General features: G+C 50.4%; 16 protein-coding genes, 2 tRNA genes and 3 rRNA genes. 17 read left to right on the top strand and 4 right to left on the bottom strand.

The window, feature by feature from the left end; all coding sequences use genetic code 11:
- The first annotated feature begins 37 nt into the window (after positions 1 to 37).
- From AS006_RS01380 to AS006_RS01335, 10 genes are all read left to right on the top strand, one after another.
- Positions 38 to 307, top strand: coding sequence for an acyl carrier protein (locus AS006_RS01380; RefSeq protein WP_101512577.1), 270 nt, complete (start codon positions 38 to 40; stop codon positions 305 to 307).
- Positions 285 to 1,166 carry a DUF89 domain-containing protein gene (locus tag AS006_RS01375; RefSeq protein WP_101512576.1) on the top strand — a complete coding sequence of 294 codons (882 nt, stop codon included), beginning with the start codon at positions 285 to 287 and terminating at the stop codon, positions 1,164 to 1,166. The genes AS006_RS01380 and AS006_RS01375 overlap by 23 nt, the downstream gene beginning before the upstream one ends.
- Positions 1,167 to 1,191: 25 nt before the next feature.
- Complete coding sequence (locus tag AS006_RS01370) at positions 1,192 to 2,043, top strand: YitT family protein (RefSeq protein ID WP_101512575.1); 852 nt, start codon at positions 1,192 to 1,194, stop codon at positions 2,041 to 2,043.
- The gene (gene priA / locus AS006_RS01365; RefSeq protein ID WP_101512574.1) at positions 2,043 to 4,247 is read left to right on the top strand and encodes a primosomal protein N'; all 2,205 of its coding nucleotides are present in this window, start codon (positions 2,043 to 2,045) and stop codon (positions 4,245 to 4,247) included. Before AS006_RS01370 ends, priA begins: the two co-directional genes overlap by 1 nt.
- Positions 4,248 to 4,478: 231 nt before the next feature.
- Positions 4,479 to 6,039 (top strand): 16S ribosomal RNA (locus AS006_RS01360).
- A gap of 45 nt (positions 6,040 to 6,084) precedes the next feature.
- Positions 6,085 to 6,161 (top strand) — tRNA-Ile (locus AS006_RS01355).
- 5 nt (positions 6,162 to 6,166) lie between these two features.
- Positions 6,167 to 6,242: transfer RNA gene (locus AS006_RS01350), tRNA-Ala, on the top strand.
- Positions 6,243 to 6,282: 40 nt separating this feature from the next.
- Positions 6,283 to 10,003 (top strand): 23S ribosomal RNA (locus tag AS006_RS01345).
- 42 nt (positions 10,004 to 10,045) lie between these two features.
- A 5S ribosomal RNA gene (rrf, locus tag AS006_RS01340) occupies positions 10,046 to 10,162 on the top strand.
- Together the 16S, 23S and 5S rRNA genes with 2 tRNA genes alongside form the textbook arrangement of a ribosomal RNA operon.
- A gap of 70 nt (positions 10,163 to 10,232) precedes the next feature.
- Complete coding sequence (locus AS006_RS01335; RefSeq protein WP_101512573.1) at positions 10,233 to 10,511, top strand: hypothetical protein; 279 nt, start codon at positions 10,233 to 10,235, stop codon at positions 10,509 to 10,511.
- A gap of 24 nt (positions 10,512 to 10,535) precedes the next feature.
- On the opposite strand, the gene AS006_RS01330 is transcribed toward AS006_RS01335, so the two are convergent.
- Positions 10,536 to 10,907, bottom strand: a complete 372-nt coding sequence (locus AS006_RS01330) for a hypothetical protein (protein WP_233185583.1) — start codon at positions 10,905 to 10,907, stop codon at positions 10,536 to 10,538.
- 268 nt (positions 10,908 to 11,175) lie between these two features.
- Here AS006_RS01330 and holA point away from each other — a divergent pair, with 268 nt between their 5' ends.
- Genes holA through glmM form a run of 4 tightly spaced genes read left to right on the top strand, consistent with a single transcriptional unit; the run spans position 11,176 to position 15,358 of the window.
- Positions 11,176 to 12,150 (top strand): DNA polymerase III subunit delta, encoded by a 975-nt coding sequence (holA, locus tag AS006_RS01325; protein ID WP_101512572.1) that lies wholly within the window; start codon positions 11,176 to 11,178, stop codon positions 12,148 to 12,150.
- Positions 12,119 to 13,333, top strand: coding sequence for a TIGR04013 family B12-binding domain/radical SAM domain-containing protein (locus AS006_RS01320; RefSeq protein ID WP_101512571.1), 1,215 nt, complete (start codon positions 12,119 to 12,121; stop codon positions 13,331 to 13,333). Before holA ends, AS006_RS01320 begins: the two co-directional genes overlap by 32 nt.
- Positions 13,293 to 14,075 (top strand): carbon-nitrogen hydrolase family protein, encoded by a 783-nt coding sequence (locus tag AS006_RS01315; RefSeq protein ID WP_369819742.1) that lies wholly within the window; start codon positions 13,293 to 13,295, stop codon positions 14,073 to 14,075. Before AS006_RS01320 ends, AS006_RS01315 begins: the two co-directional genes overlap by 41 nt.
- The gene (gene glmM, locus AS006_RS01310; RefSeq protein ID WP_101512569.1) at positions 14,072 to 15,358 is read left to right on the top strand and encodes a phosphoglucosamine mutase; all 1,287 of its coding nucleotides are present in this window, start codon (positions 14,072 to 14,074) and stop codon (positions 15,356 to 15,358) included. The genes AS006_RS01315 and glmM overlap by 4 nt, the downstream gene beginning before the upstream one ends.
- Here the strand turns inward: glmM and AS006_RS01305 are convergent.
- Genes AS006_RS01305 through AS006_RS01295 form a run of 3 tightly spaced genes read right to left on the bottom strand, consistent with a single transcriptional unit; the run spans position 15,338 to position 18,222 of the window.
- Positions 15,338 to 15,787: an SRPBCC domain-containing protein gene (locus tag AS006_RS01305; protein WP_101512568.1), complete on the bottom strand. Its 450-nt coding sequence runs from the start codon at positions 15,785 to 15,787 to the stop codon at positions 15,338 to 15,340. The genes glmM and AS006_RS01305 overlap by 21 nt on opposite strands.
- Positions 15,711 to 16,820 carry a cyclic di-GMP phosphodiesterase gene (locus AS006_RS01300; RefSeq protein ID WP_101512567.1) on the bottom strand — a complete coding sequence of 370 codons (1,110 nt, stop codon included), beginning with the start codon at positions 16,818 to 16,820 and terminating at the stop codon, positions 15,711 to 15,713. Before AS006_RS01300 ends, AS006_RS01305 begins: the two co-directional genes overlap by 77 nt.
- Entirely contained in the window at positions 16,795 to 18,222 is a 1,428-nt protein-coding gene (locus AS006_RS01295; protein ID WP_101512736.1) for a sensor histidine kinase KdpD, read from the bottom strand. Before AS006_RS01295 ends, AS006_RS01300 begins: the two co-directional genes overlap by 26 nt.
- 227 nt (positions 18,223 to 18,449) lie before the next feature.
- Here AS006_RS01295 and tsaA point away from each other — a divergent pair, with 227 nt between their 5' ends.
- The 3 genes from tsaA to AS006_RS09545 are packed head-to-tail and all read left to right on the top strand — an operon-like array spanning position 18,450 to position 19,913.
- Positions 18,450 to 18,899: a tRNA (N6-threonylcarbamoyladenosine(37)-N6)-methyltransferase TrmO gene (gene tsaA, locus AS006_RS01290; protein WP_199167259.1), complete on the top strand. Its 450-nt coding sequence runs from the start codon at positions 18,450 to 18,452 to the stop codon at positions 18,897 to 18,899.
- Positions 18,889 to 19,233, top strand: coding sequence for a hypothetical protein (locus AS006_RS09550; RefSeq protein ID WP_233185582.1), 345 nt, complete (start codon positions 18,889 to 18,891; stop codon positions 19,231 to 19,233). The genes tsaA and AS006_RS09550 overlap by 11 nt, the downstream gene beginning before the upstream one ends.
- Before the next feature lie 38 nt (positions 19,234 to 19,271).
- Positions 19,272 to 19,913 (top strand): ABC transporter substrate-binding protein, encoded by a 642-nt coding sequence (locus AS006_RS09545; protein ID WP_233185581.1) that lies wholly within the window; start codon positions 19,272 to 19,274, stop codon positions 19,911 to 19,913.
- Positions 19,914 to 19,930 lie beyond the last annotated feature (17 nt).

Below are 19,930 nucleotides of genomic sequence, written 5' to 3'. Positions count from 1 at the left end.
CCCTTAAATTGTGGTAGGATTCTTAGGGGGGATGATCTTGGAAAAAGAAAAACTTTTTGCAAAGCTTGTGGAAATAGTTTCAGAGAAGATGGGAAAAGAACTGGAGACGATCGATGAAAATGCTTCTTTTGAAGAGCTTGGTTTTGATTCACTCGATGTAATAGACCTTGTCATGTTCTTCGAAGATGAGTTCGCAATAAGGATAGAGGATGAAAAACTTGAAAACCTTCGCAGAGTAAGAGACCTGATAGATGTTGTGAGCAGAAAACTAGAGGAGGTCGACGATGAGGTATCTGAGGGCGGATGAAAGGTGTTTGATATGCAGTCTCAGACAGGCTGAAAATCTCCTGAGAAAAACCATCAATTCTCCCGAAAAAAGATGGGTGATATTCCGGGAGATTTTCAGAGTCATGAGTGAGATGAAATGGGGAATGAAACCTCTGGAGGTGAACGGGAAGATCCACAGGTTCATAATGGAGTACGTGAAAGAAGAAGATCCATTCAAAGAAGAAAAGGAAAGATCGAACGAGATAGCCATGAAACTCGTTGAAATGTTCCGGGCGGAGATTTTGAATTCGCCTGATCCCGTGTATTCGGCTGCGAAATTGGCTGTTTCCGGAAATTTGATAGATCTTGGTATCCCTGGCTGGAAAATAGAGGACGTTTTTGAAAAATTGCATGAAGCCTATGAAAGACCCTTCGATAGAGAAAATTTTGAGGAGTTCAGAAACGTTCTTGAAAATGCCTCCACACTCTTTTACATTGCAGATAACGCTGGGGAGATCGTTTTCGATAAGTTCTTCATTGAGGTCATGAAGATGCAGAATCCATCACTTGAGGTGATGGTTGCCGTTCGTGGAAAGCCGATAATAAACGACGTCACAGTCGACGATGCAAAGCAGATCGGGCTGGAAGAGGTTGCCACACTGATCGACTCCGGTGTGGAAGAGCCGGGTGTGGTCCTGGACAAAGCTACACCAGAGTTCAGAAGGATGTTTTTCGAAACAGACCTTGTCATTTCCAAAGGACAGGGAAATTTCGAGGGTCTTTACGAGGAAGAAAGAGAAAACCTCTTCTTCCTCCTGACCGCCAAGTGTGATTTCGTAGCGGAGGTTCTGAAAGTTCCCGTAGGAGGAAAGGTGTTCATTTCCTCTTCCTCCCTTTGATCTTTTCTCGAGGAGGTGAGTAAAGTTGATAGAAAAGATCAGGGAGTACGTTCTCAGTACTCTCGGTACTTTGGTTACCGCTGTTGGTGTTGTGGTCTTTCTGATACCGAACAACATAGCTGCCGGTGGTGTGAGCGGTCTTTCGATGATACTTCATCATCTTCTTCCGCTCCCGGTGGGAATCTGGATGTACATTCTAAACGGGCTTCTCTTTCTTGTTGCCTTCTTCACCGTGGGATTCGACTTCAGTGCCAAGACGATTTATTGTACTTTCGTTTTCAACTTCTTTGTGGATTTGTTCGATCGTTTAATCCCTCTACCAAAGTACACGGGCGATGATTTGTTCCTTGCGGTTTCTTTTGGTACGTTACTCACCGCATTAGGGCTTGCCATAACGTTTTCTCAGAACTCTTCCACCGGAGGAACGGACATCATAGCAAGAATCCTGAACAAATATTTCTGGATCTCCATGGGAATGGGGCTTTTGATGGTGGACTTCACCATAGCGGCTCTGGCGGGTGTCACGTTCAACGCGAGAACGGGAATGTACGCTCTTCTCGGTGTGATACTGAACGGTATAATGGTGGATTTCATGTTGAGAGGAATAGAGCAATCGAGTGAAGTAACCATCATTTCCGAGCGGTCTGAGGAGATAAAGGATTTTGTTCTTTACAAACTTCACAGAGGTGCCACTTACGTTCCTGCGAAGGGGGCTTACACGGGCAAGGAAAGAAAAATACTGCTTGTGGTGGTCAGAAGAAGAGAGTTGAACGAACTGATCAGATTCATAAGGAAGGTGGATCCGAAAGCCTTTGTCATAATCAAGGAAGTAAGACAGGCTCTGGGAGAGGGTTTTAAAGAACTGGAGGAGTTGTGATGTACTACGAGGTAGCAGTGTCGGGAACAGGAAGGACGATCTGTGTTCGATCAGAGGAACCGCTGAATCCAGGTGAGAGAATATGGATCGGCTGGAAAGGAGAAAGGACGAAATGTTACGTTATAGGTCCTTCCTCCCAGAAGGACTCCTTCACCGTGAAGGAGCGGGATGGGAGGAGTTTTCTGACAGAAAAGCACGTTGAAATAGCAAAGTGGGTCTCAAGAAGGTTTGGTTCGCCGATAGGTATGGTCTTCGACCTCTTCTTCCCGCCGGGAATCGACGATTACGCAACGGAGAAGGTGATCTCGCAAAGTCCTTTCCTCGGTTTTGAAGAGATGCCTCTTTCCGACTTTGTGAAAAATAAGGGAGAAAAGGTCCTGGAAGAGATGTTGAAGAAAGGGCTCGTGAAGGTCGAAAAGTCTTTCTACATAAAGGAACCCAAGCCACGTTTAAAAAAAAGAGTTTTCCTGAAAGCGTCCATTCCGGAACTGGTACGAACACCGCTGACTCTGAAGCAGAAGATGGTGGTTGAGTACCTTCAGTTCAACAGTGGTGTACTCCTGGAGGACCTTATGAGGGATCTGGAGATCTCAAAAAGCGTGATCGAGTCTCTCCAGGAAAAAGGAATAATAGAAGTTCTTCATCAGGACGTTTCACCGAAAAAGAGATCCCATCGAACCACTTTCAAAGGGGAACTCTCTGATGTGAACCTTTTCTTTGGGCCCGCAGGCAGTGGTAAAACAGAAGCACTCCTTCAACTTGCGAGCGAATATTCCAGAAGGGGAACAGTACTTTTTCTGGTACCTGAGGTTTCCATACTCACGCATCTGCTTTCGCGCTTGAAAGGATTGTTCCCACAGATGAAAGTGGGCATATACCACAGTTACCTATCGAAATCAAGAAAAAACCTGGAGTGGTACAGAACTGTTGAAGGGAAGATCGATGTATTGCTTGGAACAAGAAGTGCCGTGTTCGTTCCCATCAAGAACCTTTCCTTGATCGTGGTTGACGAAGAGCACGACGAAAGTTTCTATCAGTATTCACCTCCTTCCTATGACGCCGTTGAAGTGGCAAGGGAGATTTCCAGGATCTTTGAAGTTCCCCTGGTGATGTCTTCTGCTACTCCAGATTTGAAGACTTATATGGAAGCGAAAGAGGGAAAAATCAAGATGTTCACTTTTGTCAGAAAACACGCAGACGTGTCGATAGAGATTGTCGATATGAGGAAAGAGGAGAAAATAGGAAGCTTTGCCAAGAAAACCCTTGACCTGATGGAAGAAACCTTGAAAGAAAGCCGGAGAGTACTCGTTTATGTGAGAAGAAAAGGGTACTGGGGAAGAGTACAATGTGAAACCTGCGGCCACGTTTTGAAGTGTGAAGACTGCGACGTGTCTCTTGTTTTCCACCTGGATTCTAGATCACTGAAATGTCATCAGTGTGGCAGAGAGTACAGATTCAAAGAAGAATGCCCTGTTTGCGGTGGAAAACTCTCCGGGAAAGGATTTGGCACGGAAAAGATTGAAAGAGAGCTGCAAAGATATTTCCCGGAAAAGAGGGTTGTGAGAGTAGATCGGGAAGTTGTTGAGGACGTAATGGAGGTAGAGGATTACATAAACAGGTTGATTTCCGGAGAAATAGACATTCTTGTTGGAACAAGAATGGTAACGAAGAGTTTCGATGTTCCGGAGATCGGCCTTGTGTGTGTACTTGATGTGGACTCACTCATCTTTCTACCGGATTTTTCAGCTTCGCTGAGGGCGTTTCAGTTGATTATCCAGGTGTTCGGAAGAGCGTCCAGAAAGGGTACGGGAAGAGCAATCCTTCAGACGCACAACCCCGACGAAGAGGTGATCATAAGGGCAATAGAAGAAGATGTGGAAGGTTTCTATGAAAGAGAACTCGAAAGAAGAAAATCGCTGGGTTATCCTCCCTACAAGCACTTGATTCACATCGCACTGAAGTCAAAAGATCCGAACCAGGGAAAAAAACTTCTGACGAGGCTGAGAGACTTCCTTGACGGTGAAGAGGTTCTTGGGCCTGCGGAACACTGGATGTTCAAACTGAAGGGTTTTTATCGACATCATCTGGTAATGAAGACAGACAAGGTGGAAGAAACCCTTTCAAAGGTGGAGAAATACTCAAGGGTACTGGGTTTGGATCCACTGATACTGGTGGATCCGCCTTCTCTGGAGATACCGGATTAACCTTAGTGTAACTTTACCTTATCTTTTACTTAATTGAACTACCGTGGAAGGGGTGCTATTATTAATCTCGGCGACGTTGAGTGAAAGGGTCTTCAGAAAGCGGAAAAAGAGAATAGAACCCGAAAAGAGAAGTTACGTACTCTGGAGTCGAAGCAAACTTCAAGGTTTTTGTCCTCGGGTCATTGAAATATGGATAGCAGCCCCCCGATTTTGTTGAGCCGGATCGAATCTTATATGGAGGGTTTGATCCTGGCTCAGGGTGAACGCTGGCGGCGTGCCTAACACATGCAAGTCGAGCGGGGGAAACTCCCCTTTGGGGAGGAGTACCCAGCGGCGGACGGGTGAGTAACACGTGGGTAACCTGCCCTCCGGAGGGGGATAACCAGGGGAAACCCTGGCTAATACCCCATACGCTCCATCAACGCAAGTTGGTGGAGGAAAGGGGCGTTTGCCCCGCCGGAGGAGGGGCCCGCGGCCCATCAGGTAGTTGGTGGGGTAACGGCCCACCAAGCCGACGACGGGTAGCCGGCCTGAGAGGGTGGTCGGCCACAGGGGCACTGAGACACGGGCCCCACTCCTACGGGAGGCAGCAGTGGGGAATCTTGGACAATGGGGGAAACCCTGATCCAGCGACGCCGCGTGCGGGACGAAGCCCTTCGGGGTGTAAACCGCTGTGGCGGGGGAAGAATAAGGCAGGGAGGAAATGCCCTGCCGATGACGGTACCCCGCTAGAAAGCCCCGGCTAACTACGTGCCAGCAGCCGCGGTAATACGTAGGGGGCGAGCGTTACCCGGATTTACTGGGCGTAAAGGGGGCGTAGGCGGCCTGGTGTGTCGGATGTGAAATCCCACGGCTCAACCGTGGGGCTGCATCCGAAACTACCAGGCTTGGGGGCGGTAGAGGGAGACGGAACTGCCGGTGTAGGGGTGAAATCCGTAGATATCGGCAGGAACGCCGGTGGGGAAGCCGGTCTCCTGGGCCGACCCCGACGCTGAGGCCCGAAAGCCAGGGGAGCAAACCGGATTAGATACCCGGGTAGTCCTGGCTGTAAACGATGCCCACTAGGTGTGGGGGGATAATCCCTCCGTGCTGAAGCTAACGCGTTAAGTGGGCCGCCTGGGGAGTACGCCCGCAAGGGTGAAACTCAAAGGAATTGACGGGGGCCCGCACAAGCGGTGGAGCGTGTGGTTTAATTGGATGCTAAGCCAAGAACCTTACCAGGGCTTGACATGCCGGTGGTACCTCCCCGAAAGGGGTAGGGACCCAGTCCTTCGGGACTGGGAGCCGGCACAGGTGGTGCACGGCCGTCGTCAGCTCGTGCCGTGAGGTGTTGGGTTAAGTCCCGCAACGAGCGCAACCCCTGCCCCTAGTTGCCAGCGGTTCGGCCGGGCACTCTAGGGGGACCGCCGGCGACGAGCCGGAGGAAGGAGGGGATGACGTCAGGTACTCGTGCCCCTTATGCCCTGGGCGACACACGCGCTACAATGGGCGGTACAATGGGTTGCGACCCCGCGAGGGGGAGCCAATCCCCAAAGCCGCCCTCAGTTCGGATCGCAGGCTGCAACCCGCCTGCGTGAAGCCGGAATCGCTAGTAATCGCGGATCAGCCATGCCGCGGTGAATACGTTCCCGGGCCTTGTACACACCGCCCGTCACGCCACCCGAGTCGGGGGCTCCCGAAGACACCTGCCCCAACCCGAAAGGGAGGGGGGGTGTCGAGGGAGAACCTGGCGAGGGGGGCGAAGTCGTAACAAGGTAGCCGTACCGGAAGGTGCGGCTGGATCACCTCCTTTCTAGGAGATTTTTGGGGGGCTGCTATCCATATTCCAATGGCTCGGGGGCTCGTAGCTCAGCTGGTCAGAGCGCACGCCTGATAAGCGTGAGGTCGGTGGTTCGAGTCCACCCGAGCCCACCATTGGTGGGGACGTAGCTCAGCTGGGAGAGCGCCTGCTTTGCAAGCAGGAGGCCAGGGGTTCGAATCCCCTCGTCTCCACCAAGGTGAAGGGTCATTGAAAACTGCATAGGGGAAAGTAGGAGGTCAAGGTACTAAGGGCACGCGGTGGATGCCTTGGCGGCGGGAGGCGATGAAGGGCGTGGCAAGCTGCGATAAGCCCGGGGGAGCCGCAAGCAGGCGTTGATCCCGGGATTCCCGAATGGGGAAACCTGGGTGGCCGTTGAGGCCACTCGCCGCCGAAAGGCGGTGCGACACCGGGGGAAGTGAAACATCTCAGTACCCCGAGGAAAAGAAATCAACCGAGATTCCCCTAGTAGCGGCGAGCGAACGGGGAGGAGCCCAAACCAGCGTGGTGTCAAAGCCCGTGGGCGTTGCCACGCTGGGGTTGCGGGACACGACCGGGCGAGGCCACGGACTCGCCGGGGAGTTACAAATCCCTCCTCTAGCCGAACCACCTGGGAAGGTGGGCCGGAGAGGGTGACAGCCCCGTAGGCGAAAGGGGAGGGACTCCCTGGGTCGTGTTCCCGAGTACCACGGGACACGTGGAATCCCGTGGGAAGCAGGGGGGACCACCCTCCAAGGCTAAATACTACCCGCCGTCCGATAGCGCACCAGTACCGTGAGGGAAAGGTGAAAAGCACCCCGGAAGGGGAGTGAAAGAGGACCTGAAACCGCGTGCCTACAAGAAGTCGGAGCCCCCATTTGGGGGTGACGGCGTGCCTTTTGATTAATGAGCCCGCGAGTTGCCGTCGGTGGCGAGGTTAAGCCGATTGAGGCGTAGCCGTAGCGAAAGCGAGTCCGAATAGGGCGTCTAGTCACCGGCGGCAGACCCGAAGCCGGGTGAGCTACCCCTGGGCAGGGTGAAGGTGGGTTAAAACCCACTGGAGGCCCGAACCGGTGGACAGTGAAAAGTCCTCGGATGACCTGGGGGTAGGAGTGAAAAGCTAACCGAACCCGGTGATAGCTGGTTCTCCCCGAAATGCATTGAGGTGCAGCCTCGGGCGGTCTGTGCAGGGGGTAGAGCACTGATGGGGCTAGGGGGGTTTCCTCCGAACCCCGTCAAACTCCGAATCCCTGCACACAAAGCCCGGGAGTGAGCCCGCGGGGGATAAGCTCCGCGGACGAGAGGGGAACAACCCAGACCGCCGGCTAAGGGCCCGAAGAGGTGGCTAAGTGGTAAAGGATGTGGGGTGCCTAAGACAGCTGGGATGTTGGCTTAGAAGCAGCCATCATTTAAAGAGTGCGTAACAGCTCACCAGCCGAGGCACCCTGCACCGAAAATGTAACGGGGCTCAAGCCACCCCCCGAAGCCGCGGGTCAGTACCTCCGCTGGAGGTACTGGCGGTAGGGGAGCGTTCCGCTGTAGGGTGAAGGCGGACCCGCGAGGGCCGCTGGACGAGGCGGAAGTGAGAATGCGGGCATGAGTACGCGAGAGGAGGGTGAGAATCCCTCCCCCCGTAAGCCCAAGGGTACCTGGGGAAGGGTCGTCCGCCCAGGGTTAGCCGGGACCCTAAGGTGAACCCGAAAGGGGTAGCCGAAGGGAAGCCGGTTAATATTCCGGCGCCACCTGCGGTCGATGGTACGAGGGGTGACGCAGGAGGGTAAGCGCCGGGGGCAAGTGGCATGCCCCTCCAAGCGGTTAGGGCGATGACGGGCGTAGGTAAATCCGCGCCCCGAGCCTGAGCCGTGATGGGGAGGTCCCTTCGGGGACCAACGGCGCCGACCCCACACTGCCGAGAAAAACCTCGCGTACCGCTTGAGACCGCAGGTGCCCGTTCCGCAAACCGACACAGGTGGGCGGGCTGAGAAGGCTCAGGGGAGCGGGTTAACCCTCGCCAAGGAACTCGGCAAATTGGCCCCGTAACTTCGGGAGAAGGGGTGCCGCGCTAGGGTGAACCCGGGGGAAGGGGCAACCCGGAAACCGGGGGAGCCCGAGGCGGTCGCAGTGACAAGGCCCTGGCGACTGTTTACCAAAAACACAGGTCTCTGCTAACTCGAAAAGAGGAAGTATAGGGACTGACGCCTGCCCAGTGCCGGAAGGTTAAGGGGAGGGGTGAGGCTCCCCTTGTGGGAGCGTAGCTCCGACCCGAAGCCCCGGTAAACGGCGGCCGTAACTATAACGGTCCTAAGGTAGCATTCGCTGCCTGCCCACAGGGAAACCTGTGGGGCAATACCCGGCTGTATGCGGGGAAGCCCTTAGAGCCCTTCCTACCTGGGGGTTGCGGCCAGCCCAGGTAAAAATGGAAGGGATTGGGCAATCCGCAGGAAACCCCGTTGAGGGGGATCCTCAGAGACTGTACGCCGGGCATCCAGTCCCCGTGAGAAGGGGTGGAAATCTTGGATCTCAAACCTGACTGGGTCGTTGGGTTCGTCGACGGCGAAGGTTGTTTCTACGTTGGTGTTAGCAGGAATCGCACCATGAAGACGGGTTATCAGGTTCTCCCCGAATTCAGAATTGTCCAGCACAAGCGCGACATACAGGTTCTGTACGCACTGAAAAAGTTTTTCGGATGTGGAGTTGTGCGGAAGAACCATGACGATCGATACGAATTGAGAATCAGAAAAAGGTCGTGCTTGAAGAAAGTTGTAGAATTCTTCGAAAAACACCCCCTAAAGACGAAGAAAAATGTTGATTTCAAAAAGTTCAGAAGGATCCTTCTGATGATGGAACGGGGAGAACATCTCACAAAAGAAGGTCTCATCAAGATACTGAACATCGCCATGAAAATGAACACTGGAAACCACGAAAGGTTGAAACGAACCCTCGAAGAGATCCGGGGACTGGATGAAGATACAGTCCACCCCCACTCCGAAAGGGTGGGATAAGGGTGAGCGAAATTCCTTGTCGGGTAAGTTCCGACCTGCATGAATGGCGTAACGACTGGGGCACTGTCTCGGCGGGGGGCCCGGCGAAATTTCAGTCTGGGTGAAGATGCCCAGTACCCGCGGCTAGACGGAAAGACCCCGTGGAGCTTTACTGCAGCCTGGTATTGGGCTCTGGTGCATCGTGTATAGAATAGGTGGGAGGCTGTGAAGCCGCCTCGCCAGGGGCGGTGGAGCCACCAGTGGAATACCACCCTCGGTGCACTGGAGTCCTAACCTGACCCTGTGAAAAGCAGGGTGGGGACAGTGCCAGGTGGGCAGTTTGACTGGGGCGGTCACCTCCTAAAGAGTAACGGAGGTGCGCAAAGGTCGGCTCAGGTGGGTTGGAAATCCACCGTAGAGTGCAAGGGCATAAGCCGGCCTGACTGCGAGGCCGACAGGCCGAGCAGGGGGGAAACCCGGCCCTAGTGACCCGGCGGCCCCGTGTGGAAGGGCCGTCGATCAACGGATAAAAGTTACCCCGGGGATAACAGGCTGGTCCCGCCCGAGAGTTCACATCGACGGCGGGGTTCGGCACCTCGATGTCGGCTCATCCCATCCTGGGGCTGAAGCAGGTCCCAAGGGTTGGGCTGTTCGCCCATTAAAGGGGTACGTGAGCTGGGTTCAGACCGTCGTGAGACAGGTCGGTCCCTATCTGCCGCGGGCGTAGGAGGCTTGAGGGGGGTCCTCCCTTGTACGAGAGGACCGGGAGGAGGGGGCCTCTGGTGTACCGGCTGTCGCGCCAGCGGCATACGCCGGGTAGCTATGCCCCTAAGCGATAACCGCTGAAAGCATCTAAGCGGGAAGCGCGCCCCAAGATTAGGCCTCCCATCCCGTTAAGGGAGTAAGGCCGGTCCGAGAAGAGGACCTTGATAGGCCGGGGGTGTAAGCGCCGCAAGGCGTTGAGCCCACCGGTACTAATCGGCCGAGGCCTTGACCTCCGAAATCCCCTATGCAGTTTCCAATGATCCTTCGAAGTATCCCCGGGTGCCGATACTGGGGCGGGAAACACCCGGTTCCATTCCGAACCCGGCCGTTAAGCCGCCCTGGGCCGATGGTAGTATGGGGGCAACCCCATGCGAGAGTAGGTAGCGCCCGGGGATTTGTTTTTTATGAAGGGGCTCTTGAAAGAGCCCCTTTTTGTTATAATGATATCAAGGGGGTGATCCTGTGGCGGAAAAGCTTCCTATAAAGACGGTGATGGCTATCCTCGTGGAAAACAGGAGGGAAACGGCTGAGAAGGTTCAGAAAATCCTCACCGCCTGGGGATGTTTGATCAAAACAAGGTTGGGCCTTCATGATGGGGTTCTTGACAACTGCTCGGACGCCGGGCTCATCGTTCTTGAACTCGTGGGAAGCCCGCAGCAGCACAAAGAGCTCTGTGACAAGCTCAACAAACTACCGGGTGTGAAGGCCGACTACATGGAACTGTCTTTTGATGAAGAGTAAGCCCCTCGAAAAGAGGGGCTTTTTTCACCAGGCGGTCCAGGTGACCCGGAGCCTTACATTCTCTATCTCAACGGTCACGGTGGCTCCACCTGTAGAGTCGTAGTTTCTCTGCCCAAAGATCATCCAGAGTGTAACATCATCTTCGTTGTTTATCCTGTTCAGAGCTTCTTTCAAAGCGGGCGAGTCGCTGGTGGAGATGGAAAGAGGATATTCAGTCTGCCTGTCGATTTTGATATCAATATCACCGCTAGTTGGTGTTGATGCTGGCTCGCTGAGGGAAAATCCTATGAATCCATCAAAAACAAGATCTCCTTCCACGGTGATGTTTCCAGAAACCTCGATTTTTTGAAAGTGTACCGTTCCTGGAATACCAGCCTCTTGCTGGGCTTTTCTCACATCTTCTGCCTTAATAGTAAAACTTGTCCACGTTGCATATAAAGTAGTGGAACTTCCAGCTGGGATCTCAAACACCTGAGGTTCGATACCGAGGTTTCCCAGATCGATGGGGATGGGTATTGGAATACAACCAGAGACAAGCAATACCAGATGTTATCAGTGCTGACCAGAGAAGTACCCTCTTCATTCTCTCACCTCCTTTCCTTTAATGGTATCATTTTGAAACTTTTTTCCAAAGCGTGTTAAAATTCCTTTGAGAGGTGATCGAATGCCGGTTACTTTCCTCACGGGTGCCTCGGAAACCAAAAAGGAAGAGCTGATAAAAGAACTTCTGAAAGACGAAAAAACAGAGTACATAAGGATCCATCCGGACGATCCCGATAAATTGAACTTTCTGAGGTCCATCATCAACACAAGAACGATATTTTCTGGGAAAACCGTGGTGGACATCATCGACTTCGATTCGTGGCGCTCTCAGGAGCAAAAGCGTTTTCTTGAACTCATAAAGAGCGTTCCAGAGGATGTCCACATCTTCGTGCGATCCCAGAAGTCAACTACGAAAGGTGTGAACCTTGATCTACCAAAACCCTGGGAGACGGACAGATGGCTCGAGTGGATAGAGAAACGCTTCAGAGAGAATGGGTTGAATATCACAAAGGATGCACTTCAACTTTTCTTTTCTAAAGTTGGAACGAACGATCTTCTCGTAGAAAGAGAGATCGAAAAACTGAAGGCCTACTCCGAAACTGGCAACATCTCAGCAGAGGACGTGGAGGAAGTGGTCTTCACCTATCAGACTCCAGGATACGACGAGTTCTGCTTTGCAGTCTCCGAAGGCAAAAGAAAGCTCGCACACGCCCTTTTATCGCAGATGTGGAAGAGCACAGAACCTGTGGTGATCTCTGCTGTGCTCGTGAATCACTTTCTTGACCTTTTCAAACTGGTCGTGCTCGTCACCAGGAAAAGGTATTACACCTGGCCAGATGTCTCGAGGATCTCAAAAGAACTCGGTATGCCGGTTCCCAGGGCGGCGCGCTTTCTTGGATTTGCGTTCAAGGCTTGGAAGTTCAAGGTGATAAACCACCTCCTCTACTACGATACCACCAAACTCGAGTCGATCCTCAGGAAACTCTACGAACTGGACAGATCCGTTAAAAGCGAAGAGGATCCAAAACCCTTCTTCCACGAATTCATCGAAGAGGTGGCACTGGATGTATATTCTGTTCAGAGAGACGAAGAGTAACTGGTACAGTATCGCCACCCTTCTTTCCACGATATACAGCAGACATCTCAACGTGGAAGCAAGACCTGTAAAATTCGCTGAAATAAAGAACTTCCCTCCCGATGAAACCGTGGTTGCCTACTCTTTCATGAGTTTTGATCTCGAGGTTGTGAAAGAGGAAGTCTCCCAGTTGAAAGAACAAGGCTACACACTCATAGCGGGGGGACCGCACACAAGTGCCGATCCTGAAGGCTGCTTGAGAATGGGATTCGATCATGTTTTCATCGGGGACGGTGAAGAGAACATCCTGAGGTTTCTGATGGGAGAAAGAGAAAGGATCTTCGATGGGATTTCAAAGAGAGTCAATCTGAACCACTACCCGCCTTTTCTTCCTTCAAAGGGAATCTACATGCCCATTGAAATCACAAGGGGATGCCCCTTCTCCTGTGCGTACTGTCAGACCCCGTCCCTTGCAGGAAAACGGGTGAGACATAGGGACGTGGATGTGATCCTTCATTACGCAAGGCTCGGTGTGGAAAGAAACAGAAAACTGGCACGTTTCATAGCACCAAACTCCTTCGGATACGGTTCCAGAAACGGTGTAACACCGAACGTCGAAAAGATCGAAGAACTGCTTTATGGGCTCAAAAAAGTGGGAGTTGAAGAGATCTACTTCGGTACCTTCCCCTCCGAGGTAAGACCCGAATCTGTAACCGATGAAGTGCTGAAAGTGGTGAAGAAATACGTCAAAAACCGATCGATAGTTATAGGTTCTCAGAGTGGAAGCGACAGAATATTGAAGATCATAAAACGCGGGCACACAGTTGAACAGGTGGAAGAGGCAATAGAAAAGATCGCATTTCATGGTTTCACACCGCACGTTGATTTCATATTCGGGTTTCCGTTCGAGACGAAGGAAGACATAGAGATGACGTTCAACTTCATCACAAGGATCGTGGAAAGATACGGTGCGAAAATACATGCCCACACCTTCATGCCGCTTCCTGGAACGGAGCTTTTCAGGGCAGGTCCTGGAAGACTTACGAAAGATCACTACAGGTTCCTTGGAAGGCTTGCCTCAAAAGGTATACTGGATGGATACTGGTTGAAACAGGAAACACTGTCGAGGAAGGTGTACGAAATTGCGAGTAGCCTCGGTTCAGATGCTCCCGACGATTGGGGGATTCGAGGAGAATCTGAATAAAGTAGAGCGCTTTGTAGAAGAAGCTGTTTCAAACGGTGTGGACGTGATCGTCTTCCCTGAACTCACGATCAGTGGTTACACGTGGGATGAAAAGACACTGGCAAAGGGTGTCAGATTCTTTGAGGAAGTTGCCAGAAAAAAACTCTTGAAACTCTCAAGAGAAGGGCAGATCGCCATCGCTGTTGGCACCCCCAGGCTCGTTCTGGGAAAACTTCGAAACTCTCTGGTGATCTTCAAAAAGAAGAGGGAGATTCTTTTCTACGATAAGACACATCTTTTTCGCGGAGAAAAAGATGTCTTCGAACCGGGAGAGTATTTCCTCGTCTTCTCTTACGGGGGAGTGGTTTTTGGTACACTGATCTGTTACGAGATAGGCTTTCCAGAGATCGCCCGGGTACTGACTCTCAGGGGGAGCAAGGTGATTCTTTCCTCCTTTGCTTTTGGAAAGGAAAGAGGGCATACCTACGATATCGCAACGAGGGCGCGGGCGGTGGAAAATGGTGTCTTTATTGTGGCATCGTCCATGTGTGGTAAAGGATTCGTGGAGTTTGTGGGAAGAACAAGGATAGTTGCCCCAAGCGGAAAAGTCCTCAGAGAGCTGGAGACCGATGAGGGTATGATAGTTGAGGACATTGACCCTGACATCGTTTACCACTACAGATACAACGAAGAGGGTGACTCCCACGCTTACCTCAAAAACTACAGGGTCAACATGTACAGTCTACAAAAGGGGAGGTTGTGAAAGTGAAGTACTTCGGAACTGACGGAATAAGGGGTGTTTTTGGAGATACCCTCACCGATGAACTGGCGTTTAAGGTGGGGAAAGCCTTGGGAGAGATCGTTGGAGAAGGGAAAGTGCTCATAGGAAAAGACACAAGGGTTTCTGGAGATTCTCTGGAAGCGGCTCTTGCTGCAGGACTCACCTCGATGGGGGTTGATGTTCTTTCCTGTGGTATCCTTCCCACACCCGCTGTGGCACTTCTGACAAGGATCACAAGGTCCTACGGTGTGGTCATTTCGGCTTCTCACAATCCACCGGAGTACAACGGTATAAAGATAATGAAGAACGGCTACAAGATACCGGACGAAATGGAGGAAGAAATAGAGAGGAGAATGGAAGGAGAGTTTCAGAAACGCTACGTTGTGGGAAAGATTAGGCCTTTCAGGGAAGGAAAAGACATGTACATCGGTGCCGTTCTTGAGATGTTCAAAGATCTCGATCTTTCTGGAAAGAGTGTTTCCCTTGATCTTGCCAACGGTGCCACGACGACCACGGCGAAGGACGTGTTCGAATTTCTCGGTGCCGAGGTTGAGGTTTTCAACACCTCTCAGGATGGCCTTCTAATAAACCAGGGGTGTGGTACCACACACCCGAAGTTTCTTGCAGAGGAGATGAAAAGGGGCCGAATCGGTTTTTCTTTCGATGGTGATGGTGACCGTGTGATCGCCGTGGACGAGGGAAGAAATGTGGTGAATGGCGATAAGATCATAGGAATACTGGCAGAGGGAATGATGGAGGAAGGAAGGCTGAGGGAATCTGTCGTCGTGGGAACCGTCATGACCAACGGGGGACTCGAGGAGTATCTGGGGAAACGGGGAATAAGACTTGTTCGAACGAAGGTGGGAGACAAGTACGTTCTGGAGGAAATGTTGAAATCAGGGGCAAATCTTGGTGGTGAAAGATCGGGTCACATCATAATCCTCGACAGAAGCACAACGGGAGATGGTCTCATAACCGCTCTGGAACTGATGAGAGTTGTTGAAAGGTTGAAGAAAAATCTCTCAGACCTTGCAAAGGAGATACCAGATCTTCCACAGGTCACCAGAAACGTGAAAAGAACAGAAAAAACCTCTCTGGAAAATGGAAGATTGAAGGAGTTGATCGAAAAGCACAGTGCCGAGGGTTATAGAATCGTGGTGAGACCATCCGGGACGGAACCTGTCATAAGGATCACCGTCGAGGGAAAAGACAGGAACAGAGTGGAAAAGATTGCTGAAGAACTTTCAAGGATTCTCGAGGGTTGATATTCCGTACTCTATCCACATTTTGGCGAGGGTGAGCATCTCACCCCAGCCAACTGCACACTCGAATTTTATCTTCATGTCCTCTTCTGTGAACACGATCGTGTGGTCCTCCACACGGACCCACGTTCCGTTGTAACTCGACGGGAAAAACTCCATTTTCACCCTTGATCTGTAGCCGTCTTCGTAGGAGTTCCAGGAGAATTCTATGAGATGGGGTGGTTCGAGTCTGTGGATCACTCCTTCGTCCTTCACCTCTTCTCCGAAGGTCTTTCTCACCCATCGAAAGAAAATCTTCCCCCCCTCTTTCAGTTCCATCTTCATTCCATCTGTAAACCATCCATCCCAACCGTTTTCATTCACGAAGACCTTCCATGCTTTCTCCAGGGGTGCTCTTATGTGAACTCCTGCCACCATGGGTGGAATTCTCATCTTCTTCCCTCCTGTAGACATCAATTATTTCTCTTTCCAGTTTCAGAAAGGCTTTTACAACTTCCGGAGAATAAAACTTTCCTGATAGATCTTCTATTTCTCGAAAGGCCTCTTCCAGCGTTTTTGGTTTTTTGTATGGCCTTCTGGACACCATCGCATCGAAGCTGTCCGCCACCGCTACAATCAAACCGGAAGCAGGGATTTCTTTTCCTTTCAATCCTTTTGGATAACCAGATCCATTCCACCTCTCGTGATGTGTGAGAGCGATCTCCGCTCCAAGTTGGAGGATAGGAGAAGAACTTCGACTGAGGATCCTGAATCCAATGGTGGTGTGTTGTTTCATGATCTCGAACTCTTCCGGAGTGAGAATGCCGGGTTTCAAAAGGATCCTGTCTGGAATTCCTATCTTTCCAATATCGTGAAGAGGTGCCGCAAACTGTATCTCCGTAACGAAGGCCTCATCCATTCCCATCTCCTCTGCTATCCTGCCTGATAGCCATCCCACTCGTTCTGTGTGTTTGTAGGTTTCTGCGTCCCTGTATTCGGAGAGCATGTTCAGTATATCGAGGACTTCAAACAGAAAGTCTTCGTATTCTGTGAAGAACTCTTCTGCAGTCTTTTCAAGAAGGAAAATCTTTTTCTTCAGAGATTTCAGGTAACTGTTTCTGTACAGATGAAACACCCTGTTTCTTAGGGCGTGGGTTATTTTCAATTTCAGAAGTTCCAGGTTAACGGGTTTTTTGATGAAGTCATCGGCACCCGACTCCACGCTCTTTTTCACGGTCTCTGTGTCGTCATACGCGGTTACAACGAAGACCACACAGGAGGGATTTCTCGACTTAATCTCACTCACCAGTTCTATTCCGCTCATTCCAGGAAGTTTCACATCCACCAGTGCAACGTCGATCCTTCTGGAAAAGTCGAGGGCTTTCTCTCCGTTTTCTGCTTCCAGGACGTTGAAACCAGAGAGTCTCAAGTACTGGCTTACGGCCTCTCGTGTGATCTTATCATCCTCTACGACCAGTACTGTCATCACTATCCCTCCTGATGGGAAGGACTATTCTGAAAGTGGTGCCCCCGTCTTCTGAGATCTCCATACTTCCGTTCAGATAGTTCACCAGTTTCCTGACGGTGAAGAGTCCAAAGCCATTCGAAGATTTCAGTCCCGGTCCTGTATCGGAAACGATCAACAAGATTCTATCATTTCTTCTTTCCACCCGGAGGGTTACCCTTCCAGAGGGAGTGTATTTCACAGCGTTCGAAAAGAGGTTTGTGACCAGTGCAAGAAAGGCATCTCTGTCGAGTTCGAGTTCTTCAAAATCCAGAATGAGTTCTACCTCAAGTCCCTTCAACTTGGCCATCTCCAGTGAAGGATTCAGTGCTTCTTCAAGATCGATTTTTTTGACCGTTCTCATTTCACCGATCGACATTCTCAGTATCCTGTCTATCTCCCTGTTCATCTCCTGACAGATTTTCTCTATGTTTCCGGCGATGGATGATGTTTCAGGGTAACGAAGTTTCAAAAGTTGAGAACTCACATAGATGGCGTTCACGGGATTTTTCAGGTTGTGTGCAAGGTTCTTTGTGAGAACAAGGTGCACTTCCTGGAATTTTCTCCTCTCTTCCAGAAAGAGGATGTATTCTTCGACAAATTCAGAGAAGATGCCTTTCAGACGCAGAAGATAGGAAGGCGAATCTTCTGGAAAATACCTGTTGAAGATCTCTCTCACATTCTTTTGATCGTTTTCCCGGATGATCTCCGACATGATTCGAGGGATTTTGACAAGAAAGTCCTGAATGTTTTTGAATGCAATGGAAATTTCTTCAGGAGGAACGTTCATTTCCTCTGAAAGTTTCTCTGCTTCCTTCTTTGGAATATCCACGTATGTCTTCACAAAATGCCATACCAAAAAAAGATTTCCGGAGGTGATGTGATAGGGATAGACGTCTTTGAGGAAAAAGAAGAACAGCGAAGAGATGGAGTAGAGAAAGACACTTACCGTGAGAAAGGTGGAGGGCAATCTTTTGATGAGCAAAACCACAACGAAAAGAGCAAGTGACAAGGTTTCAAGATAAAGCAACAGATCGAATTTCAAAATAGAAAGGACAAAGAGGAATGCGAATGTGGAAAAAAGCGCAATTTTGCATAAATTTTTCCTTCCTTGAACCAGAAAGGAGAGGAAACCTTCGGCAACCAGAAACTTGGAACTGCTCAGGAACATCCACGACTTTTCCGGGTTCATGAGAAAGGCCCGAAGGAAGAAGAAGGAAAGAAGAGAAGAAAAAAGACAGGAAAGAGCAAAAAGTTCCTGCGAGCTGTCTTTTTTCAGGCTCGTGTGATGAATGAAGAAGGAAAGAAAAAGGGCAACAAAATTCAAAGTTGAGACGATCACCACGTTCGCCGCCGCTGGAAAGATGAAATACATGAGCACCATACCAAAAAGTGCGACCACTATAAAGGGTCCATGTTATCCCCTCCTCGATTAATTTAACATACAGATTGGTTTTTCGTCAACAATTTTACGAAGTTGTGTTTTTTAAAATAAGATGTAATGTCTTGTAAAACTCAAAAATATTTTATAGAGCAATTTAACAATATTTCTCCAAAAATGCCATCGTCTCATGATATCATGATATAGAAAACATCACAGGAGGTGACATCGTGGATTTTTGCCTGAAACCGATAGGGGTGATAAGATCTCCCTACAGAAACGTGTCGGAGTGTCCCTTTCAGGGAAGGTTTTCCAAAGAGGATTTCATCATCGAACTGTACCCGGAGTACGAAGAGGGACTGAAGGATATCGACACGTGCTCTCATCTGATAGTTCTCTACTGGCTCCACAAGGCAGACAGGGAAAGACTGATCGCTCTTCCCCCGTTTGATAGAAAGGAACATGGCGTGTTTGCCACGCGCTCTCCTCACAGGCCAAATCCTATAGGGTTTTCCGTTGTGGAACTTTTGAAAGTGGATGGGAGGAGATTGTTTGTGAGGGGTTTCGATGCCCTGGATGGAACACCGGTCGTTGATATCAAGCCATATTCCTCGAAGATCGATTGTGTGGAAAATGCCAGAATAGGATGGTTTGAAGGGGTGAAAATGGATGAGATTTAAAAAATTTTTGCTGGTGCTTCTTATCTTTGTTTCTCTTTCGGGATTTTCCGGAGTTGTGATGGATCTTTTGGGAAGAGAGGTGGAGATCCCTTCTAAAGTTGAGAGAATCGTAGCGGCGAGGCCCGGTGCCCTCAGGTTGATCGTCTATTTGAACGCCACCGATATGGTCGTTGGTGTGGAGGATTTCGAACGTTTGAGACCTCTTGGCAGGCCCTATATACTGGCACATCCAGAACTCAAGGAACTTCCTAGCATAGATCCTGGAGGCCCTGGAAAACTTCCGGATATGGAAGCACTGGTGGCACTGAGCCCGGATGTTGTGTTCATGACCTAAAAACGGCTCAGGATGTTCAGAAAAAGACTGGAATACCTGTGATTGTACTCAGTTATGGAGATCTGGGAACGTTCGACGATGAAGAGCTTTTTGATTCGATTGAACTTTTAGGTAAGATCCTTGGAAAAGAAGAAAGGGCGCGTGAAGTGATCGAGTTCATAAAGCAGATCCAGGAGGATCTTTCGAGAAGAACAGAAAACATTGAAAGTCCCACCGTCTACGTTGGTGGTATCGGTTACAAGGGAGTTCATGGGATCGAAAGCACGATGGCACATTATCCTCCTTTTGTTGCTCTTCATGCCAGAAACGTGGCCGATGAACTGGGAGAGGGGCACAGGTTCATCGATCTTGAAAAGTTACTGGAGTGGAACCCTGAGTACATCTTCGTCGATGAAAATGCTTTGAGTATGGTTCTTGAGGATTACAGAAAGCGCAGAGAATTCTATGAACTGCTAGATGCCGTGAAAGAAAAGAAGGTTTTTGGTATTTTGCCGTACAACTACCACACTACAAACATTGGAACGGCCCTTGCTGACGCGTATTTCATCGGGAAGATTCTCTATCCGAAACGTTTCGAAGACATCGATCCAGAAAAAAAGCAAACGAAATATACGAATTTCTCCTTGGGAAGGCGGTATATGAGGAGATGGCAAAACAGTTCGGAGGATTTGGAAGAATAGATCTTTCCTCGGGAAAA

This window comes from Thermotoga sp. SG1 (assembly GCF_002865985.1).
Classification (GTDB): Bacteria; Thermotogota; Thermotogae; order Thermotogales; family Thermotogaceae; genus Thermotoga.
Note: the sequence above shows the minus strand (reverse complement) of the source record. Positions and strands in the feature narration are given on the sequence as shown.

What these genes read in the sequence shown, in the direction of transcription:
- AS006_RS01375 (WP_101512576.1), top strand. Translation starts at nt 285, where the DNA reads ATGAGGTATCTGAGGGCGGATGAAAGGTGTTTGATATGCAGTCTCAGA.
- priA (WP_101512574.1), top strand. Translation starts at nt 2,043, where the DNA reads ATGTACTACGAGGTAGCAGTGTCGGGAACAGGAAGGACGATCTGTGTT.
- holA (WP_101512572.1), top strand. Translation starts at nt 11,176, where the DNA reads ATGCCGGTTACTTTCCTCACGGGTGCCTCGGAAACCAAAAAGGAAGAG.
- AS006_RS01320 (WP_101512571.1), top strand. Translation starts at nt 12,119, where the DNA reads ATGTATATTCTGTTCAGAGAGACGAAGAGTAACTGGTACAGTATCGCC.
- AS006_RS01315 (WP_369819742.1), top strand. Translation starts at nt 13,293, where the DNA reads ATGCTCCCGACGATTGGGGGATTCGAGGAGAATCTGAATAAAGTAGAG.
- AS006_RS01305 (WP_101512568.1), bottom strand. Translation starts at nt 15,787, where the DNA reads ATGAGAATTCCACCCATGGTGGCAGGAGTTCACATAAGAGCACCCCTG.
- AS006_RS01300 (WP_101512567.1), bottom strand. Translation starts at nt 16,820, where the DNA reads ATGACAGTACTGGTCGTAGAGGATGATAAGATCACACGAGAGGCCGTA.
- AS006_RS01295 (WP_101512736.1), bottom strand. Translation starts at nt 18,222, where the DNA reads ATGGTGCTCATGTATTTCATCTTTCCAGCGGCGGCGAACGTGGTGATC.
- AS006_RS09550 (WP_233185582.1), top strand. Translation starts at nt 18,889, where the DNA reads ATGAGATTTAAAAAATTTTTGCTGGTGCTTCTTATCTTTGTTTCTCTT.